We start from the raw sequence: 22,790 nt of genomic DNA, 5'->3' as shown, positions 1-22,790 counted from the left end.
TATGCTGGCATGTCTATCATTCCGAACTTGAAGCCAATTTAAATTTAAAATTAATCTCGGTCAAGATACTAGAATTAGAATGGAATTAAAACGAATTAGATTGAATATACTTGTTGCTAATGAATTTTATGTCATCATGCCTTTCATGTTTGCTACTTATATTTGGATTAACTTACTTTCCTGGTGGGCTGCCGGCTATACTTCTTTCTGTTCAGATCAGTCCTTTGCGATCAAGCACGGTCAGCAGACGGTAAAAATCATAGCTCCCGCCATCGCTCTCGTGAATTAGTCCTGCCGCTTCGGCTTTTTGTACCGCTTCACTTGCCCAGGCTGGAATCGGCATCGCATGGTTTTGCTCCATCTTTTGTAGACGCTGATCCACACCGGAAATGCTTGTTTTTAACAGATCACGGCTGTCTGTTAGCGTAGCGATCCGATCGGATTGTGCTTTTACCGTCGCTTGCAGTGCAGCGAATGCTTTCTGTTCATCTGTAGTCATTGGATTATCCCCTCCCTGTTCTCCACCCGTGCTAGTATAACGTGCCTTCAACTCATCCAGCGTCCCACGATACACATTCACATCGACACCACCACTAATGCCGCTCACCTGACCAGAATCGGTATATTGCCAAAAATGCCATGCCTTCCAGGCAGGTGCGTCGTCCGGTACACGTGTATTGCTGTAACGGGCGATCCATAGATCGTAGCTGCTGAGTGCAGAACTGAAATTTTGAGCAAACGCATTGCCGGTATACACGATCGGCTTACGACCGCTTAACCGCTCCACCTCCTGCAAAAAAGCAAGTGCAATCGCATCGATCGCACTACGACTCAAATTGCCGGGATTACTCTCATAATCCATTACCGGCGGCAATTCAAAGCGATTCGCCCCACCTGCATCCTGTAAACGACTCACAAAATTAGCCGCCTCCAGCTTCGCATCAGCAACATTCACCGCATTGACAAAATGATACGCACCTACCAGCATCCCTGCCATCCGCGCACCGTTTACATTGACCAAAAACTGCTGATCCCGATAGCGCTTACCCTCGGTCGCTTTAATAAAAGCAAATTGTTTACCGGATGACTTCACCCGGTTCCAGTCGATACTTCCCTGCCAGTGGGATACGTCAATGCCTTGAACCTGACTATTCTGTCTGCCTTGCATATTGGCTCCACCTTCCATTGAGCGAATTTTCATAAACATCATTGGATGATGTTTTAATCAAAATGGCAGGAAAGAAGAGGTTCTTCTCGCCTGCCGTGTCCATCCGTTTTGACTGTTTTAGAAGCCTGTATAGAAAATCTGTTCATAGAGATATTTCTATAAACGATTTATAGAAACTATCTATCGAAACGTTCTATAGGGCATTCTATACGAACGTTCTATCGATACTTTTCATAAACAACGCGTTGAATATCATTTTGCCCATTTACTGACTCTACTCATGACGATAAATTGATACCCATAAGCGCTTTGGCAGACAACGCTGTTCATTTCTACAACAGACTAAGGCTGCTCCGGCTCACGATCGTTCGTCTGTGTCTGATCTTCTTCCGGCAATAGCGGAGCTAGTTCAGAATGGGTAGTAGCTACGCTGGAAGGATGAACTACAGACGCCGGTGGAGGCTGCTCTTGCGCAGTCATCTCCTCCTCTTTCGCTTTGACTGCTTCTGGCTGAGCTTCCTCAATCAGATTCGGATTTTCCGGCGGAGCCGTTTTCGATTCAAAAATTTGCACCGCATTGCGTAAAACATCCGGCATCGGCAAACCCATTTTCCCCATATTTTCAATGACAGACAGCAGCTCGTTCGCTAAATAAAAAAAGATCACAGCATCCTGGAAATAACGTAAGCTTCCCAGCGCCTGATCAATAAAATGGGCAATCGCTACAATGACAAAAATCGTAACTTTGCGAATAATACCTTTAAATCCGATGCGGCTTTTCAATTCGCCCCGCATCCACGCAGCTGCCCACCCGGACAACCAATCTACAACGACAAGTAACAATAACAGATTGATTAACACATCCCAACCCCCAAACAGGTAGCCCGCAGCACCGCCAAATGCTGTCGAGACTATCTTGATGATTTGCGGCCAAGGCTCCCCCATCCCCTTCCTTCTCCTTTCACGGTGGTTCTGCTCGCTAAAATCACATCTACATTTGCAGTGGAAAAGCATATTCTATGCACTGTAGTTACATTTCAGACGATACACCGGAATCATTTTTCTGTTTTAACATTTCATATTCGACACGTAGCTCTTCTGGCACCGAGTCTTCGGTACGCCGCCCTGCCTGTACAAGCACCCAGTATGCTTCAGCGAACTTCATTTTCATAGTATTCAAATTAATGACCTCCTTGCGCAAGCATCATCTCATACAGCGATGCGATTAGTTCTTTGTTGTCCAGATCCGACTGCTCCAGCCGAGAAATTTTCTGTTCGGATGTTTCGGTTACTACTGGATGAAGTGCAGCAATATCTTCGGCAGACATTCCTTCTGTCCAGATCGATTTATCGAAATTCCAATGTGGCTTATACAATCCAGAAGGTACAAATTGAGAAATAATCGTACCTTTACCCTCCAATACAGAAGTACCAATAAAAGAAACATCAACAAGTACATCCTCGATAAAATAGCCTTGTTCATCTACAAGTGGCACAGCTTTCATAGATAACTCCTCCTAATCTGTTGTAAAAGTAATGCCTGCAAGCGAGATATAAGGTCTTCCACCTTGTCCAATAGTTACTGATCCGTCAATACGAATAATAATCTCGGCTAAACCAAAACTTCCATCCGATAAAGTGTAACCATAGCTAGAAAAATGATGCTCTTTTTTAGGTCGAAATGTATCTGGTAGTCGAAAAATCACTGTACCCACAGTGGTAGTACCATTAACTGCAATACCAGATAAATAGACAGTATTATCTTTTTTGCGATATGCTGCTGTATTGTCTGCATACGTTCCCCAGCCGTTCAACATGGTGGGGCTAATCCACATTGAGTTATCTCGATCAGCTTTTTTATTTTCTACTATCGATATGCGATGTGTTGTTTGCTGTACATCATGGATAAGATCATCAAGGATTGCTCTTTCGTTATTGGGAGAATTAGCTACAAAGGTAACAGAAGGATACTTTTTAATGTCCATATAAGTTACAGTATAAATAGCATTTATATCATATTGAGCTGCTGGAAGTTGCGCTTGTTGCAGTCCGAGCATTCCTTGAAAACTAGCTGTACCAAGATAATTCCAGCGATCAATATAACTATTTTTGTAAATTTGCAAAAAGTTCTGAACACGACTAAATAATGAAGATGGTGGGTTTGTAGCCCCATTTATCCAATAATAATTCCCCGAAATTTGTGGTTTTGCAGTTTCACGAAGTATTATCCCGCTACCAACCTCGATTATATTTTCTCCTTTATTGAGACTAAGACTGCCCTCTGATGGTGCTGGCTCCGTAATTGCAGTTGCACGCTTGTATATAAACTCATACGGCTTCCAATCAGGCTGCGAATATTGATCTCGGAAATAGGTTTTTGGTAAATCCACAGTACCTGAACCATTATCATTAACTAAGCCTCGCCAAGCCTTCGTTCCTGTTTTGTTATATCCAATCGTAAACGTCCCATTGGACGCCTGCGTGCCCATAACCCATCCATAGAAATAAGCTTTAATCTCATCAACTGAGGGCACATAGTCATCTCCCCAGCCACTATCCGAATTTGCAACCGTTACAAGTACGCTATTGGGTATACTATCACTACTATCCAATACGACGTGCTGATCCATCTTCGAAGGAGAGACTCCTTGATTAACACGTGCTGTGACCAAACCATCAAACTTGATCATATATCCTGTATCTTTTATAGGAGCTACTGGTAATTGTAGGCGAATCCATTTGTAGCCAGAATAATTGGCACTGGTGATGACGCTGATATTCTCTCCTGTCAAGTTATAACGATAGTAATTAGAAACCTTATAATAAGGTCCATCTATACCCTGCTCCAATCGATCTCTTTCTACATCATTCGTCGGAACAGGCGGAGCAAGCAATTCCGTATTGAAAGCAAGCATTGCCGCAACATCCGTTTTCGCTGCCGATGTCCAGCGGATCGCATACGGATTTTTCACACCGGCTAGACCTTCGGTATAGGGATATTGCGCCGCGACTTCATCGGCAGATAACGAAGTCAAACGACCATACTCTTCCGTGGAAATTTCATATACAGCTACTTCATCAAAATAAGCATATTGCCCACTTTGACCTTTTACACCCATATAAGCCGAAATGCTGCTACTGTTAGACTTCGTACCATCATACAGGGCAAAACAATTCACAAATCCATCTGTACCTTTTACTAGTGGCACACTATTTACGGCATAAGCGGTTGTATCCGTAATCTGAATATACGCGCCATCGCCCGAAAGATTACCATTTTTGATAGAGCCTCTAATCAAATACTTTGCACCATTCGCACCAAGTTTAGCATTATAAATGGGAACCCCTGCAAAACCGGTGCCATTACTGCCAAGCGTCAATTTTAGGCCGCTATTTCCAGAAACTTTGTTCGTTGTATCCAGCGTACCGGAAGCATTCAGGAAAAACCCTGGCAATTGCTCAAAGCTACCTTTTCGTCCAACCAAATTAAGCAACATACGTCCGCTCACATTTGTAATATTGACTGGCAGATCTCGTGCTACGGTAATAGTCTGTGTGCCTGGTTTGAAGGTGATCGCGTTCATTTGAGCCGTATTCAATCGTGGCAACAAATCGCCGTCTACTTTATCGCTAATCTGATCTGCAAAAGCATCCACTTTATCCCAGTTCGTATTAAGCATGGTGTCCACATTAAAATACTGCTCGCCATCTGCCACCGGATCGACCTTAAGCAGATTCAATTTCTCTGTATTACTCGACATGTACGGTTCCTCCCGCGAAATCTGACATTTTTCTTTGTTGAAGCTGTTTGATCGTCATCGTCCTATGAATTTCTTTGATCCGCAAATAACGGAATATATAACGCGCTAACAGATGAGCTGGCTTCATTTGCTCGATCATCGCCTGTAAATCGGACAAATTGGGCGGAACTCCAATTGTATCGAGAAAAGTAATCGTAAATGACCATGTACTCGGCTGAAACGTAACCTGTACTGCTCCACGTTCATATGCTGCCGCTACATTTTTCACCTGTGCACCCGAAAATTTCCCACCGCCGCGCAGCTTCGATTCCGCTACCGCACGACGCTGCTCCAGCGGTTTGGTCGTATCTGATACAATACCAAGCTCACGCTCCCAACGGTCAATCCCCCAGGTTGCTGTACGCACAAAAAACTGCTGAAATGTCTCATCCAGCGCATCGTAGAGCGCATCCATTTCTGCACCTTTACGATCGGTATCCACGCGCATAATACGAGAGCGCTCGTAATAAGCAGGTAAGTAGGAAAACAATTCTGCTCCTTTGGGACTGGAAAACGCGGCTGGATTCGAGCCTGATATCACATCATGAACAGTAGATTGCACATCAGCCATTGACCGTCACCGTCCCGAGCACAGCTACCTGGCTTGCGCCAATTTCGATATTTTTGTCACTCGTACCGTTAACGGTTAACTTGGAGTAGTCAATAATAGGCGGAATATCCAGCAAAATAGCTGCAATTCGTGTATAACGCACCAGCGAATCGGTAAAGGCCAGCTGCTTAAGATAGCCTGTTACCCCTTTTTGGATTAGTGCTTTCACTTCTTCCAGCGTGGCATCACTTGCCAGTGTAAGCTGGACGCTAATGTTAATCGCTACTTCCTCGGCTGGCATTACAGTGACGATCGGTCCTGCCGGTGCTGTACCTTCCCCCTGTCCATCCTGTGTTGGGTCGATATACTTCTGCACTTTGGCAACGATGTCCGCATTGGCTGCACGTTTGTCCGTATCGAGCACATAAATGCCAACCGTTCCTGCTCCTTTCCATAGCGGAATGACACGACTTGCACCTACACCGGCAATTTCGCTCGCCCATTGCATATACTGTGCTTTATTGCCACTTGTGCCCTGGTTACGCACTTTGGCATAAAAACGCTCCAGCAGGGAAGTGTCCGTCTCCGTATCTGCACCGCCTGTAATGGAAGCCGGATTGGTCACTCCGGTCACACCGCTTACCGCAGTCGATAAAATAGTGATCGTACCCGCAGCGACATTACCACTTTTACCTGCAACCAGTGCGCGAATCGGCGCATCGCCTGTACCCGATCCATCTAGCACAATAGCAGCCGTCGTCTCATATTCCTGCGAAGCTTCACCAGATACCTCATCCGCAGGGGTAGAAATCACGGTACCTACAGGTACCGTTTTGCCCGGTTCACCTGTAAAACGAATCATCCCAGAAGCCGATACAGCCACGCGACGAGTCACGCCATGCTCGGCTGCACGCAAATCCAGCTCTTCCGAGCGATAGCTATCGTCGCTACTCGCTGCTGTACTGGCAAACCCACGCCGCAGCAGCTCCTGCGCCCAGATCGCTGCCTCTGACAGCATAAAAGCAACCGGTGCTCCGGCGTCCCAAATAAAAGAACCTTCGGATTTATCGATATCCGAAGGCACTTTGTCCAGCATGCGCTGCATAATCTGTTCTTCTGTTTGTCCATCCAGATAATATGGGAAATCTGCCAATTCAGATCACCTCGCTTTCCAAAATTTCAACATCATCCTGCACACTCGTCACACGGCATGTCATTTGGCAATGATCGTCAGCCCATGTAAACGCGAACTGATCGACTGCCGCTGTACGTGCATCGACTAACAATGCTTCGGTGACCATACGTGTTAGCTCACTTTCCAGCACTGCACGTCCCTGTCCGGTGCCGATCAACGTATCCAGCTCACTCCCATAATCACGCGAATAGATCACATGCCGATAGCGCGGTGTAAGCAGCGCCTTATGACACCACTGCACCCATGCTTCTTTACTATCAGCAACAGCGACACGTCCGCTTGGCGTCATCACAAAATCGCCAGCATCATAGTCATACCGCCAGCTTCGTCCGAATTCAACCTCACTTCGATCAGCAGCGGCGACAGCTTCTTCATCACCCCATATAAAATCGTCTGTACTTGGAAACAAATTAGCCACCTGCACTCACCACCTTACATACGATGACCACATCATTGCCGCTATTCACACGCAGTGCCAGCACACGGTCACCCGGCTTCAAGCCTTGCTGCACATGTAAAACAGTATCTTCTACTTTGGATTCATCAAATGCATAATCGCTCAGCGTAGCGCCTCCGTGAAACGTCCCCTGTCCTTGCGAATGCACGCTGCCCCTATAGATACGTTGCGGCAGTTCCAATAAACCCGGCAGTTCGGCGATCATATAATCCTGAATCTCGTGCTTGAAGTCGTCCAGTTTCACACCGGATGCGGTCATCGTACCGAGTACAGCACCGAGACCGCTCACTGCTTGCTGGGTATGCTTGGACATGGTGGAACGCATCACATCGGCAAAATGTCCGTATGGATCTTTTTTACTCAAGATAATACCTCCTTCTGACATAATCCTGGGTCGCCAGTTCCAATGTCATCGTGCCCGGATTACCCAAATCATGACTGGCTGTCATCACGATCAGATTCATACCACTGAGTAGGACGGCATCACCCGCACGGATCGTATTGATATCCGGTGCGGTTACGGTAAATGTTTGTTGTACCCCAGTTAGCATGTTTTTAGCGTATTTTTTAGCAGCATCTGCGGTTTTGATCTGGTCGTCATTAACGAGCTTTTGCAGCGTACCGAGCGTATCAGTGTCTTTGGACTCCATAGCGAGCACTTTGGAAGGTACTTCCTTGCCACTGGTAGCTTCATTGGCTGCCAATACTTTTACTTTCGTAATCGCACCTTCCAGTGTACGCATCTGGGTTAGATCAATCAGACGATCCAGCTCCACTACTTTACTGTTGCTGCCCAGCTCAAATATTTCCAATCCTCGGCTAGTCATCCGTGGATGGAACATGGGACCGCCAGACTTGGCCGTTTCTTTAAGATCGGCGAATATCATTGCAAAAATCGTTTGGGCGCGATAGACGGCTTTGCCCAGCTTCGTTTTCGTATCTGGAATAGCGCCAAGTGAAATATTCCAGTCTTTTGCATAGGTTTTGATTCGTTGAGTCGCCGTCTGATCTTTAGGCAATAAATATTCATCTTCCGACTTTTCTAAATAGATCATGCGGTCATAAACGGTCATATTAAGCCGTTTGCTGCCACTATTCGTACTCTCGATTTCCCAGATCACACCGGGATGCAGAATTGGATGTAGCTGCTTACTGCCAAATGGAATACCACTAATTCGAATATCCATTCCCGGCGATAAAGCAGGCAGACCTGCGCCACTTCGTACCGCCAAACGAATACTTGCTTGATATGCAATCTGATCCAGGGAGTCTTTTAAACTAATGGTTTCTACTAGCGAGGTCAGATCATACTCGTTTTTCGCAATGACCTTGTAACTCATGATGGCATCACCAGCTTTTGTCCGGGTTTGATGACATTTGGATTGCCGCCGATTACTTTCGTGTTTAGCTTATAAATGGCATTCCATTTGGAGCTATCTCCCAGTTCCAGCTTGGCGATTTTGGATAGGGAATCTCCAGCTTTAACGATGTACGTTTTACCCGTTTGTTTGAGATCGGTACGAGAACCGGATTTCCCGGTCGTTTTGCCTTGAGAAGCAGCCTTTGAGGGTTGTACTTTAGCATCTCGCCATGTGCGAAAGGTTAACTCAAAGGAAATATCATCAGGCTCACCGCCACGGAAAGTTGTATTGTAGGTGATCAAGTATACAGGTACGTTGACACCTGTGCCGGTAATGACAAGCTGTGCAGGCTTTTTGGAGACGAGAAACTGATTGAGTTGATTCGTCGCTGCCTGTGGAGTCGGTAAATTGCTGTAGCGGCAATAGGACGGATCGTAATCTTTAGGGAAGAAGGACGAGAAGCTGATTTCTTTAATTTTATCGCCCTGAGTGAAATCAAATTCGCCGTGTTCCAGCATATTGACTGTCTCGTAGCCTTTGGAGCGAGAGATCGTAATTTCCTCTGGATTAACGGGGAAATGGAAAAAGTTCCGTGTGCCGTCGATCAGGTAGATGTCCATGGGGTTCCTCCTTTCGTCGCTAAATGCAAGGATTGTATTACGCCATGATTGGCTTAGCCGATGTTGTCGCTGGTGCGGTTGGTTTACGATTTTGCATAGATTTACGCAGCTCGTTAACGACACGCTGTCCAATCTGGATCACCAGCGCATCGTAATCAATTTCGTTTTCATGGACAGTCACCTGCACAGCACCTGCTGGAACATTCACAGCAATCGAGTTGGTCACCTGAGCTTTGAGGTCAGTTAAGTAGCCGGAGATGGTTTTCATTTGAGTCGGATCCAGTTGAACTTGCTGTAGCGCGCCGGATGGGTTTGCTTTTCCAGCTACGGCTGGAGCTGGCGGCCGCGCAGCCGCATTCACAGCACCTGCACTAGCGATGGATGCCGCTGGTAAGGTTGCTGCTGGATTAACAGCTGGGACTACGGGAGGTGGCGATGTAGTTGGTTTAGTCGGCCCGTTAAACCAGCTCATAAAACCTTCTTTAATATTTTTCGTTTTATCTGACAAGTAGTCGAATGTTCCGGTGATGCCTTTGGAGACAGCGCCTATTGCATCTTTTGCAATCTTCGTTTCTCCTAGTTTCTCACCCACATAACTTCCAAGTGCTCCACCAGCCATTGCACCTATCGTTGTTCCGACAACAGGAATCACACTTCCTAAAACACCTCCAAGTGCCGCTCCAGCTGTACCACCAACAGCAGATCCGATCGCGCCACTTCGTTTTCCTGGCTTTGCTCTTGCAACACTCGCAATACTACTTGCAATTCTTAAAGGAGCAAACAACTTGGACCCGCCACTGAGTAAGCCTTTACCTATTCCTTTCATTATGCCGCTTTTACTGCCTTCAAGTTTATCGGTCACTTTTGATGCCATTTCTCCCATCGCCGGCATTCCAGTTAAACTAGCACCGCCAAGACCAAGTAAGCCCGCTCCGCTAGCGATACCTAAACGAGCACCTCTACCTAATCGGCCACTATTTCTAGCATGAGAACTTGGATTTGGAGTAGGTGTACTTGTACTAACGACCACTTTTGGTTGAGATCCTGTGCTTGTTCTTCTTGGATTAGGAGAATACCCTCGAGTACCAGATGAATAACCTCTGCGTATCGATTTAGATCCTGACGAGGATCTATTTCTTTTTCCAGATTTACCTTTTTTCTTAGAACCGCTTCCCACGCCATGATCACAAGAACAATTCACTGTAACTTTGGGATAACACTTTATGATTGGCTTCTCTACAATTGTCTTTACCCTACCAAAATCTTTGGGTATTTTTGTTTTACCTGCTCCTGCTGTCTTATCCCCTGCATCAGTTGTCGAAGTTGCTGGAGGAATCACAGTATCTTTCTTCTTTGCTGCTTGCCGATTTTCTTTAACTTTGACTATCGTGTTATATAAATCAAGCGGTGCTTTTGCAAGATCAAATGGTGCTTTCATTGCATCTAGTGGGGCTTTGAATCCTTCATATCCAGCTTTCTTAGCATTCATTTTCGCAAGATAAACATCATTGTTTGATTTTTGATAGTTGGCTGCAATAATAGCTTTCTCTTCAGTTGATTTTTCAGAAGATGAATTAGCTTTACTATTAGGAAGCGAACCTAGTTTATTGATCAAAGACTCTAACGCAGTTGTCACTTTACTGTTTACTGTCACTTGCACCTCAAGAGTAAGCTTAGAAAGCTTTTTATCCATACTTTTAATATTACTCAATTGTTGTTCCGTTCTTTTTAACTTCTCATTAAGAATATCAATATTAGTAAATTGCATACCTGATAAAAGCTTACTTTTTTGTTGAACCTGGTCGAATAGTTTTTTTGTAAGCTGCAAAGACGTATTGAGTTTATTGATATTAGGATAATCTATACGTGCCAAGCGCTGACTAGATCGACCTATTTGATCAAAATACCTGGCAGTCGATTTCAAATCCATATTGTTTATGGAAGACAAACTACCCCCTCCTTTTCATAAAAATCGATCGATTCCTAATGATATAATCAATCATTCATCGAACTCATTTCTTCCTGCGAAAATGCCATTAACATCATTCTTTCCCCGCGCGACAACTGCCAGAAATCTCCCGGTCGAAGATGATGACGTACCCACATATGGTACATCATTGTCGTCACTCCACCGGAATGAATTAGTTTTTTAAGTCTTCAAGCTCCACGCCAAAACCGGACAATTCCAATACTTTATCGCCAACAGCGTCCAACTCACCTGCCAGCAGCATTCGGCGCACTGCTTGCTCGCCGCCAGACAATTTCAAACGACTTGTAATACGCGGATCACCCCAACCATTTAAAGCTAGTCCCTTCACTTCCAGTTGTGCTGTTGCTTCCGAAATCAACAATGCATTAAAAGTCTCGCCGTCTACCTTCTCCTCGGTATGACCTTTCACCGTCTTCCGCACCGTACAACGCTCCCGAATACTATCCACCTTGCTCGAAGTCAACCCACGCAGCGTCATCAACATATCCAAACGCTGAATACGCACCGTTTCCTCCGGCAGTTTATCCGCCGCTTCAAACAGACTATCCAAAATTTGTTCTTCTGACATATTTTCATTCAAGCTCATAATTAAATGCCTCCCGTAAAATAATAGATATTGTATTGGCATAGTAGCTTAATTCGACTTCCTATATCCTGAATCATAGCCATCATCTTGCTATGTTCCATGCTGCTTGTGCTTGCTCTTTTTCTTGTGCTTGTTCCTGCACTCCTGCCTGTACCCGCATACTCCGTACATTCAGCCGATCCACTAGTAAGATAAAGAAAAGGCACAACGATATAGGACAAACCCGCTTAGCTTAGCTGACCTGCCCGATCGTGTGCCCTACCTTTTTCTTTATACTTTCTGTCGCGATCATACGCTATTGCCTATTTTTTCTATTAATCCCTATTAATTACTTAAAATTCCCATTATTACCTATCACTTCTTATTACTGCGCATAATCGCCTATTCACTTGCTACTTCTTATCTGCCCCATACCAATATAAATCAGTTCGCTACGATCGGATCAAGCAGCTCGTATCCTTCAAACGTAAATGTCGTTTCTTCCGGCACTTCCTCACCAGCCGTCCAGTTAGCCAGCTGGATTTTGTCAGCCATGCAGCGGATCAGACGCACGCGTTCGTGACCATACGATTCGGGATCATCCAGTTTGGAAATAATATCGAATTTTTGGAAACCACGTTGAATCATATCGGATGTGACTTTGTAACCGGTCATTGTGCCGGTTCCTTTTTTCACGCCATTTTTGTGTACTTTCCAGTCATTACCGACCAGGTTCAGTTCGCGCTTCTCGATCTCCACGCTTGCTTCCAGCTTGTTAATATGTGTTTGCCACACACCATCGATGTGCAGTTGTCCATGTGTACCTAAAATCACTCTTGAAGCGTCCAGCATAGTTTGTTCCTCCTCAGGAATCGTTAGTATGATAGTTTGATATTGCTTGTATTACCTGAATTGCTTATATTGCCTAAATTCAATCGCAACCTGTTACGGATTACTGCACGTAAAATGTGCCAAACAGCTGCTCCATCACATCGGTCAGCTTCACATTCCATTGCAGGAATACTTGATCTGCCTCCGGCTTCTGTACTGGCGCATCGCCATAATAAGCCGGGTCCAGAATGACGTCAAAGCCAGCGGCTTCGATCACACTGCTCTGTGCCAGCAAACCGAGATAGTCTTTCATCGCGCCGATCAGTGCGAGTCGGCCTTCTTCAGTGTTGTTCACTTTACCGATATAAGATTCTTCTGCCGCACGCTGCAAATCACTGTTAATTGCATCCATAACGCGAATCGAACGAATTTTTTTCCATGCTTTGTTTTGACCAGCACCTGGAATAACGAGACTGTTCACGCCACGTAGTGCTTTTACCTGACGACCATCGTGGAAGAAAATGAATACGCCATTTTTCACAGCCTGCTCCTGCTCCGAGCGTGTCCAGCGGCGAGTTACATCGTCAAATGGAGCGACATGATACGTCGTCGATTCATTCAAACGTTGACCTGCGATCAGACCTGCCACATACGCACTTGTCTGTGCAGAACTGTAGTCGGTTGTACCGATACGCACGCCAGTACCGACGTTGATCACACCTTCATGGTTCAAAGCGAGGGAACGTGTTGCTGCCGTTGTAGCCGCTTTGGAAGACACATCATCCGCAGCACTACCGCCAACTACCATCGTGATGCCTTTTCCTTCACCACGTACACGTTTCACCCATGCCGAGAAGCTTTGCAGCAGCGCCGAATCCGCAGCAAAATCGAGTGCGAGCACGTCAAAACTTTCCGCTTCCAGCGCTGCTTGCGCTTCGATATAGTCAGCGTTGAGCAGACCTGTATTACCACTAATACCACCTGCAAATGCAGCGGTAGCCACATTCGACAGTACGCCACCTGCACCAAGTACGGATGCCACCACATACGCATTATCTGGATCGCCATTGATCTGTGCCGCAAAATCTGCTGCTGTACCGGTAGACGATACATAGGAGCGCAGTAGTCGTGCACCTTCATACAGACGCAGTTCCAGCTTCTTGCTATCAGCAATGCTTGGCTGGACAGTAATGCTAAAGCCATTACCACGTGTACCGGTATATTTGGCTTCCAGCTTCAATACGGCTGTCGTGTCCGCATTCAAACTGATGCTCGCCGCTTTAGCCGTATCATCTGCCAAACGATACGCAAGCAGCTTTTTCGGCCCACCCAGCAGTGCCAGATAAAGCGAGCCGTATGCGGTTGCACCGTTGTCGCTGTCTCCAGAAAACGTAGTCGTGATCGCTGTTTCACTGCCAATTTCAACAAATTGTTTCTCTGGACCCCAGTTGCCTTTTACGAGTACAACCACCGTACCGCGGTTGCCGCCCTGAATCGCTGAAGCTGCTGCCGCCTGAAAATTCATATACAAACCCGGTAATACCGGTCGATTCGTGCTTTCCCAAGTTCCGCCTGCCATATTAGTCCACCTTCGCTTTCATAAATTGTTGGATGTGTGTGTGTACTTCTTCAATCGTAAATGTGCGATCTGTCGCATCATGGAATACACCATGCATAACTTCCGGTTTGACACCAAATGTCGTTTGCGCATACGGCAGCAGATCCTGCAATGAATAGCGCGCCTGCTGTTCTGCCGATGTATCGGTCGTTACCGTCATGCAATCAACCTCATTTCTGTTCGTAATCTCCATACCATGTTCTGCGTGCTGAGCAGGCCTGTGTTCATGCTGCCCCAACCGACTACGGACGAATCCATATACCTGCTCGGATAAAAGCTGGAAAATCTTTTGTCTACTCATCCAGCACCGGATTCTGATGCACCTCACGCATAAGTGGGGCATTGGGCAAATCACGCGATGTACGCCGGAACAGCGTCAAGCGAATTTGCCCATTCAAAAAAGCATCTGCCTGTACATCGGCGGATGCTTCACCTACCGTCACATAACGGCGTTCTTCGGTATGAAGCGGTAGCTTTACTACAGCATTCAGTCGCTCTACCAGTTCGGCAGCGATACGCTTGTTCTGCTGTTCGCTCATCCCATACACATGACCGATCCACTGCTTGCGCAGCTCAAAAGTAGATGTGCCTACGGCTGCACTGCTCACCCCGGTCAATCGCCACAAAATCGATGGCGCCACATAACCGGAAGGCCAGGCATCATTATACAATGTCCATTCTTCGCCCAGTTGCTCATGCGTCCAGCGATTAAGCGCTTGTAGCCACGGATCAGCAGGCTCGATCGATGATGAAGCCGCTGTGATTGTAGCCGTTGAAGAATTGACCAGCGTCGTTGCTTCCTCACCTGCCGGCTCTGGCACATACACTCCAAAACGGATCGGCCTTGTCAACAATGTACCGGTCAGATCCAGATGATCGCTGTCCGCTGCTCCCAGATACACGCATGTAAACGCAGCACCCGTATCATCCACCAATCGCGTCTGATGTAGCTTACGGATCAGCACATCGCACCATGCTTCCACCTGTTCCATTCCGCCAGCCGTCGGTGCCGCGTAAGGCCACACTTTAACAATGCGTCGATATCCTGCCCAGGATGACTTTTGCACTTCTTCAGCAAAGGTAATGACTGCGCATGATCCGCTTAATGACGTGGTCGCAATTGGAATATCCAGCACCTTCCCCTGCCATTCCGGAATCAGCTCTGCCAGTTTGGCTTTCAACGTTGCCCTGATCTTTGGAATTGCATTCCCCTCCCTCCTAACAAATTCATACAACAAAACAGAAATGAAGCACTGTCACAATCTACCGCATTAAAAAGGACCAGCTCTATTGGCTGGTCCCGATCCATTAGCGTATGTGCTTTCGGTGATGTGCTCTTTTGCTTCATTTCCGATAATACAATAATACACCGGTTCGCTCCTAATGGAGACGGTGTATTAGACGGAAAAAAGACGATTATTGGTGGAAGTATGCGAGATAATGAAGTGGGAACGTTGCAAAAAAGCAGGCTGTTTACGTGAACCGTGTCACCATCTATTTTGGACACAAAAAAAGAGCTTCCGGCACATGCGCCAGAAGCTCTTAAGAGGCTACGAATACAGTGTAAATAGGCTATAGCACATATATTGCATCAAGCAGCAGATCCTCCTGTACATCGTATGTGATGTATATTCTGATCTGTTGTGCAACCTGTTTAATATCGTCAAATTAGATTGCTGTCGTCTCACCTGCATGTGTAGTCGGTAGCTGCGCAGCCTTAATCGCCTCATACGCCGTTCGTAGCTCTGCTGGAATCGATTGTTCCGTTCGGCGTCCTGCCTGCACAAGCGTCCAGTACACTTCAGCAAATTTCATTTTGGTACTGTCCAAATTATTGACCTCCTTGTGCAACCAGCATCTCATACAACGATGCAATCAGCTCTTTATTGTCCAGATCGGATTGTTCCAATCGTGTGATTTTCTGTTCGGGTGTTTCGATGGCTACTGGCTGAAGGGCGGCAATGTCTGCGACGGACATACCTTCTACCCAGATAGATTGCTCGAAATCCCAGCGTGGCTGGTAAAGACCTGGTGGAACAGGTGTAGAAATGATTGTATTTTTATTTGTTGATAACATCGTATTAGTGAAAGATTCCTCAACGAGTACATCTTCGACAAAATAACCTTGCTCATTTACAAGTGGTACAGCCTTCATACAATATACCTCCTAGTCTATAGCAAATATAACAGTCCCTAATCCAATTTCATTATTATTACCATCACTTATAAGAACTTCTCCAGTCGGGTAGATAATAAGTGACGCGCCAACTACAGCGGACCCAGACCAACAGTTAACAGCGTATTTAGCCGTGTATTTAGGGCGATACTCTGTTGGTAGCCTAAAAATAACCGCTCCTACGGTTCCGGATTTGATCTCACCTCGAATCATAACCATTCCATCTTTTTTACGATATTGGAGTGGCTGCCTACTACTTGTATTCATCCAGCCATTCAGTAATGTGGGCACAAGCCAGATTGGATAATTTTGATCTGCTTTTTTACTTTCGACTACCGATACTCGCCGTGTTGCCTGCTGTACATCGCGAATAAGATTATCCAGAGTAGCTCGTTCGTTGATCGAGATAGTGCCTGGAAATACGCTTGCTGGAAACGTATTACGTGCAAAGTAAGTGACTGCATAAGATGCTGTTTTGTCAAATTGATTCCCTGACAGAGCTGCCTGCCTCGATCCAAAGCTATCACCTTCATTATTTTGTCCCCATGTATCTAATAAGCCATTTCGATAAATGAGTAGGGGTCTTATCGAATTATAAGTCAATGCAGACGCAGCAAAGGTAGCTCGTGCGTTAATATAATAATTTGTCCCATCTCCCGACACAGGTTTTGCAGTTTCACGTAGTATTAAACCGCTACCAACTTCAACTATATTTTCTTCTTTAATTAGACTCAGGCTACCCTCTGATACTACAGGCTCGGTGAATACAGAAGCCCGCTTGTATACAATCTCATACGGCTTCCAATCAGGCTGCGAATATTGATCTTGAAAATAAGTTTTTGGTAAATCTACAGTACCCGAACCAGTATCATTGACTAATCCTCGCCAAGCTTTAGTTCCGGTTTTGTTATATCCAATCGTAAATGTTCCACTGGATGCCTGAGTTCCCATAACCCAGCCATAAAAATAAGCTTTAATCTCGTCGATTGACGGCACATAATCTTCGCCCCAACCACTGTCCGAATTGGCAACCGTTACAAGTACACTGTTAGGTACACTATCTGTGCTATCCAGTACAACATGCTGATCCGGCTTGGAAGGAGATACTCCTTGATTAACACGCGATATCACTGAACCGTCAAATTTAATCATATATCCTGTATCTTTTATAGGAGCTACAGGTAATTGCAGACGAATCCATTTGTAACCGGAATAATTAGCACTAGTGATTACGTTAATGTTCGCCCCGGTCAAACTATAACGATAGTGATTGGACATCTTATAATACTGCCCATCCACACCCTGCTCCAACCGATCCCGCTCTGCATCATCTGCTGGAACGGGCGGCGCCAGCAACTCTGTATCCAAAGCGAGCATCGCAGCTACATTCGTCTTTGCTGCTGATGTCCAGCGGATCGCATACGGTTTTTTTATAGCGCAGAGACCTTCTGTATACGGATATGTTTGCTCTACCTTACTGGTCGTCATATTACCGAGCTGACTATACTCTGCTGCCGAAATCTCATACAACCGAATCGCATCCACATAAGCCGTCTGGCCCTGTGTTGCCTGAAGCACAATCGCAACCGTATGGGTGGATGATGTTGCTGTAAATCGCATATACGATGTTGCAAAATTGCTTGATGATGTCACAACCGAACCATTGACGATGCCTGTTATACTAACGGCTGCCCCTGTTGCGGTTCCCAGCTTGATTGAAGCTGCCAGTACATACGTTTTTCCTGCCTTTAGCTCTACATTTCGCGATATAATGCCCCCACCTGAACCGGCAGTAATCTGAATCGAAGCCGTACCTATAACAAACTGGCTCGTATTCAACGTTCCGGTGCCTGAAAATACCCAACCATTCAGGCTCTCACAATTCCCGTTTCGTCCAAGCAGATTGAGCAGCATTCGCCCAAAAATCCCCTTCAAATGAAACGGGGTGTCACGAGCCACCTGAATCGTCTGCGTGCCCGGCTGTAGTACAAGTTCGCTCGTTGCTGGCGTGTCCAAGCGTTGATGCAAATCGCCGAGTCCGGCTTCGATGCGGTTCATATCCTGTTCGGTAACGGTATCGTTATAGGTCCAATCCGTTTTTGCCTGATAATCCATGCTTAAGCTCCTTTCACTTCTACATATTGTTTGATGACCGTATCCGCTGCGATGGGAATGAATACATCGCTACTTCCCAGCACTTCATTGGTCGCTGAGCGCAGTTCCAGCAGGTTAATGGAAGTGATATCCGCGGCCGGAATCAGATATTCCAATTCGATACGTTGATCGGAAACCCGTTTTACGGTAAATGTCGTGATATCGTATTGACCGTTAAGCGTCACTTTGGCAATCAGATTGTTCGTATAACTGGCAATTTCCTGCAAATATTTAGTTTGAATCATATAATCTGCTGCTCCTCTCCCAGCCTGATAAATGGCGTACTTCCCAGCTTCCAGCCCGTAGATAGACGAGTCGCACGTTCACTGGCATATCGATATGCCGTTTCCTGTAATGTAATGCGATCTTGTAGCGAGGTTTGTTGGATATATTTCAAGTTAGCTGGCTTGATCGTTTGCACCGTATAATTGACCTCTTTGAAAATGGCTGCGTCGCTCAAGCTTGCTGTGATCGTTAACAGAAATTTCTGAATATCAACACCAGCCGTTGCTTTGCCTTCACCAAGCAACTGATCCAGCTTTTGCTGCAAATACCGGATCGTAAAGGGTGGCTTGGTCGTATAGCGATTGACGATGCGGCGACGGCGAAAATCGAGCGTTTCTAGCTCAGGATCAGCTTGAATGTGCAGCTGTTGTTCCCGGCGACGAATTGCCTGCTCGCTGGACGTCATTACAAACTGATCGGCAAACAGCTTTAAACGACTTGCTTCCAATGTATCCAGCTCGATCTCTTCTGTATCCAGCAGAGCGATAAATTCGCGCACTGGATGGTAATAGTCTGGCTCATATTGCATTAGCCGATTATTCAAGCTTGCCCACTCCTCCCCATACGGCAATTTGTTCCGCTCCAAGCGTCACATTGCCTGCTTGTCCGTTAATCGTCGTGTTGCTAACATCAGCGACACCTTTCACACCTAGCATACGGGCATCCAGTTGACTGACACGCACGATGATTTGTTCCTGATTACGCCAGTCTGCTGTCAACGACTTGATATAGGAGGACAGTGCTTCATTCACATCCGCCTGTACCTGACCGATCGTTGTACCGGGTGTGAGCGTAAGCTTGGCGCTAACCGTAATGACGACTTCCTCCACCCCAGCAATCGTGACGCGATGTCCAATTGGCGCCAGTCCCAGCCCCTGTCCTTTATTCACTTCAGGATCGATGGCCGTCTGGATACGAGCGATCAATTCACTGGATGGCTTGCGGCCGTCACTGGAAATGACCGTGCATTTGACAGTTCCGCCGCCCTGCCACGCTGGAAATACCTTGACGCCGCCAACGCCTTCCATCGCCTGAATCGTTTGCTTATAATCCGCAACATTGCCGCCAAACGGCTGCTCGTTAATCGCCTGCAAATAACGGCTACGAAGCGCTTCATCATGTTCTGTATCCTCACCAGGTACGAGCACACCATCCAGTGTAGCTACAGCCAATCCAGCGATATAATCCAGCGGTAACAGAGCGCCAACGGCGGTATTGCCTATCTCACCTTTTGTCTCACATTCCAGTGCATATTCGCCTACAGCCAGTCGTCCGGTCACTTTATAGATCAGCTCACCACTAGCAAGTCGACTACCGATCGGCACCTCGGTTTTAGAACCATCTGCTGCATAAAAAAGCCCCTTTCGCACTGACGCAGAAGCGGTCTGACGCTGAATACCATACTCTGCCGTCCGTCGTTCCAAATATTCACCCGTCGCTGTATCTGCAAACGACAGCTTCGTCTGCACATCCAATTCCACATACATTTGCGCCAGCTCGATCGCCGCTGGCGCCAGTGCATCATAAATGATGCTACCTTCACGTTTATCCATCTGATCTGATACACGAGCCAGCATACGTTCCAATAATGCTTCATACGTTTGAGCTTCGTACATACGCTTAGCTCACCTCCTTCTCGATCTGAAATGATCCATACAGCGTCTGTACCGTAAAACTCACTCGGATCTCATCCGCCGCTGCCCAGCTCGTACGGAAATCCAAAATCGCTTCAATCCGATCATCCTGTAGCAACGCTTCGGTAATCAGCCGGCGAATTTCAGCACGCACATACAGATGATCTTTACCTAAAATCGATTTCCATTCGATCCCATAGTCATTGCTATAAATAAGATGCTGATAACGCTCCGTACTCAGAATTTTCAGTACCGCCTGCTTCACTGCATCCAAACCGTCTACTTTTCCAGCAATCACGCCCTTTTCCACATTCAAACTGTAGGTAAGTCCAGGCATAACAGAAGCGGTCGTATCGATATCCTGATCGGGCAGCAATTGCATTCCAGTTGGAATCATGAGCCATTCACCAGCCGATCCAGCACCACATAACTTTGCCCGCCCTGTACGCGCAGCATGAGCACGCGGTCATTTAGCTGCAAACCGGTTTGTGTACCTGAGCTTAGCTTGCTGATCGTCTCTGGAATGACGAGCACCGAAGCAGGAAGAGTAAAGCGCTGATCGATGTTAATTTCCAGCGGAGTCGTATTGATGACTGTTCCATACACCACCGCCATCGGATTCGTATTGGATACGGCACCCAGACTCGCTTTGCGAATAATATCAAGCATAGTTACACCACCTTTACATCCAGGGACATCGTATGATCGGTCCCTGTAAACTTATGACTGCATTCCTCAATCAGATAGACCTGAGTATCAAATTCATCCAGTAAAATATACGCAAACCGTCCTGCACGCACTTTGACATCACCAATCGCATCAACCGATAGTGTCACCTGTTCACGGTTATACAGAGCAAGTCTGCGGTCAATCGCTTCCTGAAGCTGTGCCTCATTCCAGTCGTCTTCAGCCTTTTCATACTTTTGCAGCAGTCCCCATGCACCAATATTGTTGCTATCCTTACGGATAAATATGTCACGATGCCCGGTTTCTTTGTTATCCCGATAAAATTTGATCTGGTTATACGTCTCCGAATCAATACTCTTTTTAATCGAATAATCATATAAAAAATGACCTTTGCCCAAAATGGTCACTGGCTCGGTTTGCAAAATGTTCTGCAAACGCAATTGCCCAAAATCATCGTAAAATACGAGCAATTGCGTTTTATAAGCGAGCGTTCGATCCAGCGCACCCATAATGATATCGAGCAACTTTTTGTTATCTTCTAGCATCGAAGGGATCGTATACGCTCCTTTATCCAGCTTGCCCACCTTGAGGTTGTTTTTGACAGCGATCTGGCGCACGACCTCATCTGCCGTCACATTGGTAAACACAAAGGTATCATTGCCAAGCAAATAGCGTACCTGATCATATGCCGTAATTTTTAATTGCTTGTCTGTCCCGGTACTAATCGTGAACACATAACCATAAAAAAGGTTCGCTCCATTGTACGTGAAGCGAACCACATAGCCATTTTGCACCTCAAAATCTTTCCATTGATATAATCCATCCCCAACGAGCGTGAATTCAAGTGAAGCCGGTTTACCAATTCGGCTCGTCTTCCACGTAATATCAGATACGATACCAGACAGATCCCACAGCTTGCCCTGTTTATTATCGATATGCAGTCCGATCATGACGATGCCTCTTTCTGCGGCAGCTTGATGACCAGACCGATCGGCAACTTACGCAGCTCGCTGTCTTTGATACCATTGAGCTTCTGAATTTCCTTGTACCGACCGCCGTCACCCAGATGCTTTTTGGCAATTTTCCAGAGCGAATCACCGGCAACGAGCTTGTACGTTTTGGGCGTTTGCTTCGTATCGGTACGCTTCTTAGCTACCGTCGTTGTTTTGGTATCTGTTTTTACTTTGACCTTGAGTGCACGGTAAAAGACATACTCCTTGAGTGACAGTTTAAATTGAATATCTCCCGAATCGCCTGCCGCTATACTCCAGTCGAATTTCTCAATACTCACCGCCATATTGATCGCCATAAACGTCTCTTCCGAAGTAAACCGTTCCAGCTCCAGCTGCGAGCTTTGCGCCAGACTGCTCGATAGCGCCCGCTCCGGCAATTGCAGCGCTGAAAAAACAAAACGGATGGGACGCTTCGTCTCCATCCATTTACGGATCATCTCGATATAATAATAAGGTGTATGCAGCGTCTCTCCCACGACAAACGGATAACGCTGTCCGGGGAAAAAGCTCTCCAGCGTAATTTCACGCAATTTATTCGGCTGAATTGAGTTAATTTCACCCAGATCGATGATGGTATAGCTTTTCCCATCTCCGCTGCTGTTGATTTCCAGCTTTTCTGGATTAACCGGTAAACGCAGCACTTCCGCCTGGTTGTTATATGCCAGAAAAAAACCGTATTCCTCCAT

At 46.3% G+C, this 22,790-nt stretch carries 28 protein-coding genes; all 28 read right to left on the bottom strand.

The genetic code is table 11. From position 1 onward, the window contains the following. Nucleotides 1-211: 211 nt before the first annotated feature. Nucleotides 212-1,168, bottom strand: a complete 957-nt coding sequence (locus AAHF22_RS10055) for a glycoside hydrolase family 25 protein (RefSeq protein WP_347324860.1) — start codon at nt 1,166-1,168, stop codon at nt 212-214. A 342-nt stretch (nt 1,169-1,510) separates the two neighbouring features. Continuing rightward, nucleotides 1,511-2,113 carry a phage holin family protein gene (locus AAHF22_RS10050; protein ID WP_347324859.1) on the bottom strand — a complete coding sequence of 201 codons (603 nt, stop codon included), beginning with the start codon at nt 2,111-2,113 and terminating at the stop codon, nt 1,511-1,513. A gap of 85 nt (nt 2,114-2,198) precedes the next feature. After that, nucleotides 2,199-2,339 carry a CD1375 family protein gene (locus tag AAHF22_RS10045; RefSeq protein WP_347325005.1) on the bottom strand — a complete coding sequence of 47 codons (141 nt, stop codon included), beginning with the start codon at nt 2,337-2,339 and terminating at the stop codon, nt 2,199-2,201. Between the two features lie 10 nt (nt 2,340-2,349). Then, nucleotides 2,350-2,673 carry a YomQ N-terminal domain-containing protein gene (locus AAHF22_RS10040; protein ID WP_347324858.1) on the bottom strand — a complete coding sequence of 108 codons (324 nt, stop codon included), beginning with the start codon at nt 2,671-2,673 and terminating at the stop codon, nt 2,350-2,352. A 12-nt stretch (nt 2,674-2,685) separates the two neighbouring features. Further along, nucleotides 2,686-4,929 carry a hypothetical protein gene (locus AAHF22_RS10035; protein ID WP_347324857.1) on the bottom strand — a complete coding sequence of 748 codons (2,244 nt, stop codon included), beginning with the start codon at nt 4,927-4,929 and terminating at the stop codon, nt 2,686-2,688. Then, nucleotides 4,919-5,539: a putative phage tail protein gene (locus AAHF22_RS10030; protein WP_347324856.1), complete on the bottom strand. Its 621-nt coding sequence runs from the start codon at nt 5,537-5,539 to the stop codon at nt 4,919-4,921. The genes AAHF22_RS10035 and AAHF22_RS10030 overlap by 11 nt, the downstream gene beginning before the upstream one ends. After that, on the bottom strand, nt 5,532-6,671 hold the full coding sequence (locus AAHF22_RS10025; RefSeq protein ID WP_347324855.1) for a baseplate J/gp47 family protein: 1,140 nt from the start codon (nt 6,669-6,671) through the stop codon (nt 5,532-5,534). Before AAHF22_RS10025 ends, AAHF22_RS10030 begins: the two co-directional genes overlap by 8 nt. A gap of 1 nt (nt 6,672) precedes the next feature. Further along, nucleotides 6,673-7,131: a DUF2634 domain-containing protein gene (locus AAHF22_RS10020; protein ID WP_347324854.1), complete on the bottom strand. Its 459-nt coding sequence runs from the start codon at nt 7,129-7,131 to the stop codon at nt 6,673-6,675. Next, complete coding sequence (locus AAHF22_RS10015) at nt 7,124-7,495, bottom strand: hypothetical protein (RefSeq protein WP_347325004.1); 372 nt, start codon at nt 7,493-7,495, stop codon at nt 7,124-7,126. The genes AAHF22_RS10020 and AAHF22_RS10015 overlap by 8 nt, the downstream gene beginning before the upstream one ends. A 31-nt stretch (nt 7,496-7,526) precedes the next feature. Further along, nucleotides 7,527-8,510, bottom strand: coding sequence for an XkdQ/YqbQ family protein (locus tag AAHF22_RS10010; protein ID WP_347324853.1), 984 nt, complete (start codon nt 8,508-8,510; stop codon nt 7,527-7,529). Beyond that, nucleotides 8,507-9,151 (bottom strand): LysM peptidoglycan-binding domain-containing protein, encoded by a 645-nt coding sequence (locus tag AAHF22_RS10005; RefSeq protein ID WP_347324852.1) that lies wholly within the window; start codon nt 9,149-9,151, stop codon nt 8,507-8,509. The genes AAHF22_RS10010 and AAHF22_RS10005 overlap by 4 nt, the downstream gene beginning before the upstream one ends. Nucleotides 9,152-9,188: 37 nt before the next feature. Continuing rightward, nucleotides 9,189-11,099, bottom strand: coding sequence for a hypothetical protein (locus tag AAHF22_RS10000; RefSeq protein WP_347324851.1), 1,911 nt, complete (start codon nt 11,097-11,099; stop codon nt 9,189-9,191). Nucleotides 11,100-11,146: 47 nt separating this feature from the next. Next, nucleotides 11,147-11,269, bottom strand: coding sequence for a hypothetical protein (locus AAHF22_RS09995; protein ID WP_347324850.1), 123 nt, complete (start codon nt 11,267-11,269; stop codon nt 11,147-11,149). Nucleotides 11,270-11,292: 23 nt separating this feature from the next. Beyond that, nucleotides 11,293-11,727 (bottom strand): phage tail assembly chaperone, encoded by a 435-nt coding sequence (locus tag AAHF22_RS09990; protein WP_347324849.1) that lies wholly within the window; start codon nt 11,725-11,727, stop codon nt 11,293-11,295. Between the two features lie 423 nt (nt 11,728-12,150). Beyond that, entirely contained in the window at nt 12,151-12,558 is a 408-nt protein-coding gene (locus AAHF22_RS09985; RefSeq protein ID WP_188773551.1) for a phage tail tube protein, read from the bottom strand. Nucleotides 12,559-12,658: 100 nt separating this feature from the next. Beyond that, nucleotides 12,659-14,116, bottom strand: coding sequence for a phage tail sheath subtilisin-like domain-containing protein (locus AAHF22_RS09980; RefSeq protein WP_347324848.1), 1,458 nt, complete (start codon nt 14,114-14,116; stop codon nt 12,659-12,661). Nucleotide 14,117: 1 nt separating this feature from the next. Then, nucleotides 14,118-14,456, bottom strand: coding sequence for a YqzN/YkzM domain-containing protein (locus AAHF22_RS09975; RefSeq protein WP_347324847.1), 339 nt, complete (start codon nt 14,454-14,456; stop codon nt 14,118-14,120). After that, complete coding sequence (locus AAHF22_RS09970) at nt 14,449-15,336, bottom strand: hypothetical protein (protein WP_347324846.1); 888 nt, start codon at nt 15,334-15,336, stop codon at nt 14,449-14,451. Before AAHF22_RS09970 ends, AAHF22_RS09975 begins: the two co-directional genes overlap by 8 nt. 487 nt (nt 15,337-15,823) lie before the next feature. Next, nucleotides 15,824-15,985, bottom strand: a complete 162-nt coding sequence (locus AAHF22_RS09965; RefSeq protein WP_347324845.1) for a hypothetical protein — start codon at nt 15,983-15,985, stop codon at nt 15,824-15,826. Between the two features lies 1 nt (nt 15,986). Further along, nucleotides 15,987-16,310: a YomQ N-terminal domain-containing protein gene (locus AAHF22_RS09960; RefSeq protein ID WP_347324844.1), complete on the bottom strand. Its 324-nt coding sequence runs from the start codon at nt 16,308-16,310 to the stop codon at nt 15,987-15,989. A 12-nt stretch (nt 16,311-16,322) separates the two neighbouring features. After that, the gene (locus AAHF22_RS09955; RefSeq protein ID WP_347324843.1) at nt 16,323-18,446 is read right to left on the bottom strand and encodes a hypothetical protein; all 2,124 of its coding nucleotides are present in this window, start codon (nt 18,444-18,446) and stop codon (nt 16,323-16,325) included. A gap of 2 nt (nt 18,447-18,448) precedes the next feature. Beyond that, nucleotides 18,449-18,730 carry a ketopantoate hydroxymethyltransferase gene (locus tag AAHF22_RS09950; RefSeq protein ID WP_347324842.1) on the bottom strand — a complete coding sequence of 94 codons (282 nt, stop codon included), beginning with the start codon at nt 18,728-18,730 and terminating at the stop codon, nt 18,449-18,451. Next, complete coding sequence (locus AAHF22_RS09945) at nt 18,727-19,314, bottom strand: putative phage tail protein (RefSeq protein WP_347324841.1); 588 nt, start codon at nt 19,312-19,314, stop codon at nt 18,727-18,729. Before AAHF22_RS09945 ends, AAHF22_RS09950 begins: the two co-directional genes overlap by 4 nt. Continuing rightward, the gene (locus AAHF22_RS09940) at nt 19,307-20,386 is read right to left on the bottom strand and encodes a baseplate J/gp47 family protein (RefSeq protein ID WP_347324840.1); all 1,080 of its coding nucleotides are present in this window, start codon (nt 20,384-20,386) and stop codon (nt 19,307-19,309) included. The genes AAHF22_RS09945 and AAHF22_RS09940 overlap by 8 nt, the downstream gene beginning before the upstream one ends. Before the next feature lie 4 nt (nt 20,387-20,390). After that, on the bottom strand, nt 20,391-20,801 hold the full coding sequence (locus AAHF22_RS09935; protein WP_347324839.1) for a DUF2634 domain-containing protein: 411 nt from the start codon (nt 20,799-20,801) through the stop codon (nt 20,391-20,393). Further along, nucleotides 20,798-21,073: a DUF2577 domain-containing protein gene (locus AAHF22_RS09930; RefSeq protein WP_347324838.1), complete on the bottom strand. Its 276-nt coding sequence runs from the start codon at nt 21,071-21,073 to the stop codon at nt 20,798-20,800. The genes AAHF22_RS09935 and AAHF22_RS09930 overlap by 4 nt, the downstream gene beginning before the upstream one ends. A 2-nt stretch (nt 21,074-21,075) precedes the next feature. Next, entirely contained in the window at nt 21,076-22,041 is a 966-nt protein-coding gene (locus AAHF22_RS09925; protein WP_347324837.1) for an XkdQ/YqbQ family protein, read from the bottom strand. Further along, nucleotides 22,038-22,790 carry a LysM peptidoglycan-binding domain-containing protein gene (locus AAHF22_RS09920; protein WP_347324836.1) on the bottom strand — a complete coding sequence of 251 codons (753 nt, stop codon included), beginning with the start codon at nt 22,788-22,790 and terminating at the stop codon, nt 22,038-22,040. The genes AAHF22_RS09925 and AAHF22_RS09920 overlap by 4 nt, the downstream gene beginning before the upstream one ends.

Origin of the sequence: Paenibacillus wenxiniae (assembly GCF_039822605.1) — a bacterium.
GTDB lineage: Bacteria > Bacillota > Bacilli > Paenibacillales > Paenibacillaceae > Saccharibacillus > Saccharibacillus wenxiniae.
Note: the sequence above shows the minus strand (reverse complement) of the source record. Positions and strands in the feature narration are given on the sequence as shown.

What these genes read in the sequence shown, in the direction of transcription:
- AAHF22_RS10055 (WP_347324860.1), bottom strand. Translation starts at nt 1,168, where the DNA reads ATGCAAGGCAGACAGAATAGTCAGGTTCAAGGCATTGACGTATCCCAC.
- AAHF22_RS10050 (WP_347324859.1), bottom strand. Translation starts at nt 2,113, where the DNA reads ATGGGGGAGCCTTGGCCGCAAATCATCAAGATAGTCTCGACAGCATTT.
- AAHF22_RS10045 (WP_347325005.1), bottom strand. Translation starts at nt 2,339, where the DNA reads ATGAAAATGAAGTTCGCTGAAGCATACTGGGTGCTTGTACAGGCAGGG.
- AAHF22_RS10040 (WP_347324858.1), bottom strand. Translation starts at nt 2,673, where the DNA reads ATGAAAGCTGTGCCACTTGTAGATGAACAAGGCTATTTTATCGAGGAT.
- AAHF22_RS10035 (WP_347324857.1), bottom strand. Translation starts at nt 4,929, where the DNA reads ATGTCGAGTAATACAGAGAAATTGAATCTGCTTAAGGTCGATCCGGTG.
- AAHF22_RS10030 (WP_347324856.1), bottom strand. Translation starts at nt 5,539, where the DNA reads ATGGCTGATGTGCAATCTACTGTTCATGATGTGATATCAGGCTCGAAT.
- AAHF22_RS10015 (WP_347325004.1), bottom strand. Translation starts at nt 7,495, where the DNA reads ATGCGTTCCACCATGTCCAAGCATACCCAGCAAGCAGTGAGCGGTCTC.
- AAHF22_RS10010 (WP_347324853.1), bottom strand. Translation starts at nt 8,510, where the DNA reads ATGAGTTACAAGGTCATTGCGAAAAACGAGTATGATCTGACCTCGCTA.
- AAHF22_RS10005 (WP_347324852.1), bottom strand. Translation starts at nt 9,151, where the DNA reads ATGGACATCTACCTGATCGACGGCACACGGAACTTTTTCCATTTCCCC.
- AAHF22_RS09995 (WP_347324850.1), bottom strand. Translation starts at nt 11,269, where the DNA reads ATGATGTACCATATGTGGGTACGTCATCATCTTCGACCGGGAGATTTC.
- AAHF22_RS09990 (WP_347324849.1), bottom strand. Translation starts at nt 11,727, where the DNA reads ATGAGCTTGAATGAAAATATGTCAGAAGAACAAATTTTGGATAGTCTG.
- AAHF22_RS09985 (WP_188773551.1), bottom strand. Translation starts at nt 12,558, where the DNA reads ATGCTGGACGCTTCAAGAGTGATTTTAGGTACACATGGACAACTGCAC.
- AAHF22_RS09980 (WP_347324848.1), bottom strand. Translation starts at nt 14,116, where the DNA reads ATGGCAGGCGGAACTTGGGAAAGCACGAATCGACCGGTATTACCGGGT.
- AAHF22_RS09975 (WP_347324847.1), bottom strand. Translation starts at nt 14,456, where the DNA reads ATGAGTAGACAAAAGATTTTCCAGCTTTTATCCGAGCAGGTATATGGA.
- AAHF22_RS09960 (WP_347324844.1), bottom strand. Translation starts at nt 16,310, where the DNA reads ATGAAGGCTGTACCACTTGTAAATGAGCAAGGTTATTTTGTCGAAGAT.
- AAHF22_RS09955 (WP_347324843.1), bottom strand. Translation starts at nt 18,446, where the DNA reads ATGGATTATCAGGCAAAAACGGATTGGACCTATAACGATACCGTTACC.
- AAHF22_RS09950 (WP_347324842.1), bottom strand. Translation starts at nt 18,730, where the DNA reads ATGATTCAAACTAAATATTTGCAGGAAATTGCCAGTTATACGAACAAT.
- AAHF22_RS09940 (WP_347324840.1), bottom strand. Translation starts at nt 20,386, where the DNA reads ATGTACGAAGCTCAAACGTATGAAGCATTATTGGAACGTATGCTGGCT.
- AAHF22_RS09935 (WP_347324839.1), bottom strand. Translation starts at nt 20,801, where the DNA reads ATGATTCCAACTGGAATGCAATTGCTGCCCGATCAGGATATCGATACG.
- AAHF22_RS09930 (WP_347324838.1), bottom strand. Translation starts at nt 21,073, where the DNA reads ATGCTTGATATTATTCGCAAAGCGAGTCTGGGTGCCGTATCCAATACG.
- AAHF22_RS09925 (WP_347324837.1), bottom strand. Translation starts at nt 22,041, where the DNA reads ATGATCGGACTGCATATCGATAATAAACAGGGCAAGCTGTGGGATCTG.
- AAHF22_RS09920 (WP_347324836.1), bottom strand. Translation starts at nt 22,790, where the DNA reads ATGGAGGAATACGGTTTTTTTCTGGCATATAACAACCAGGCGGAAGTG.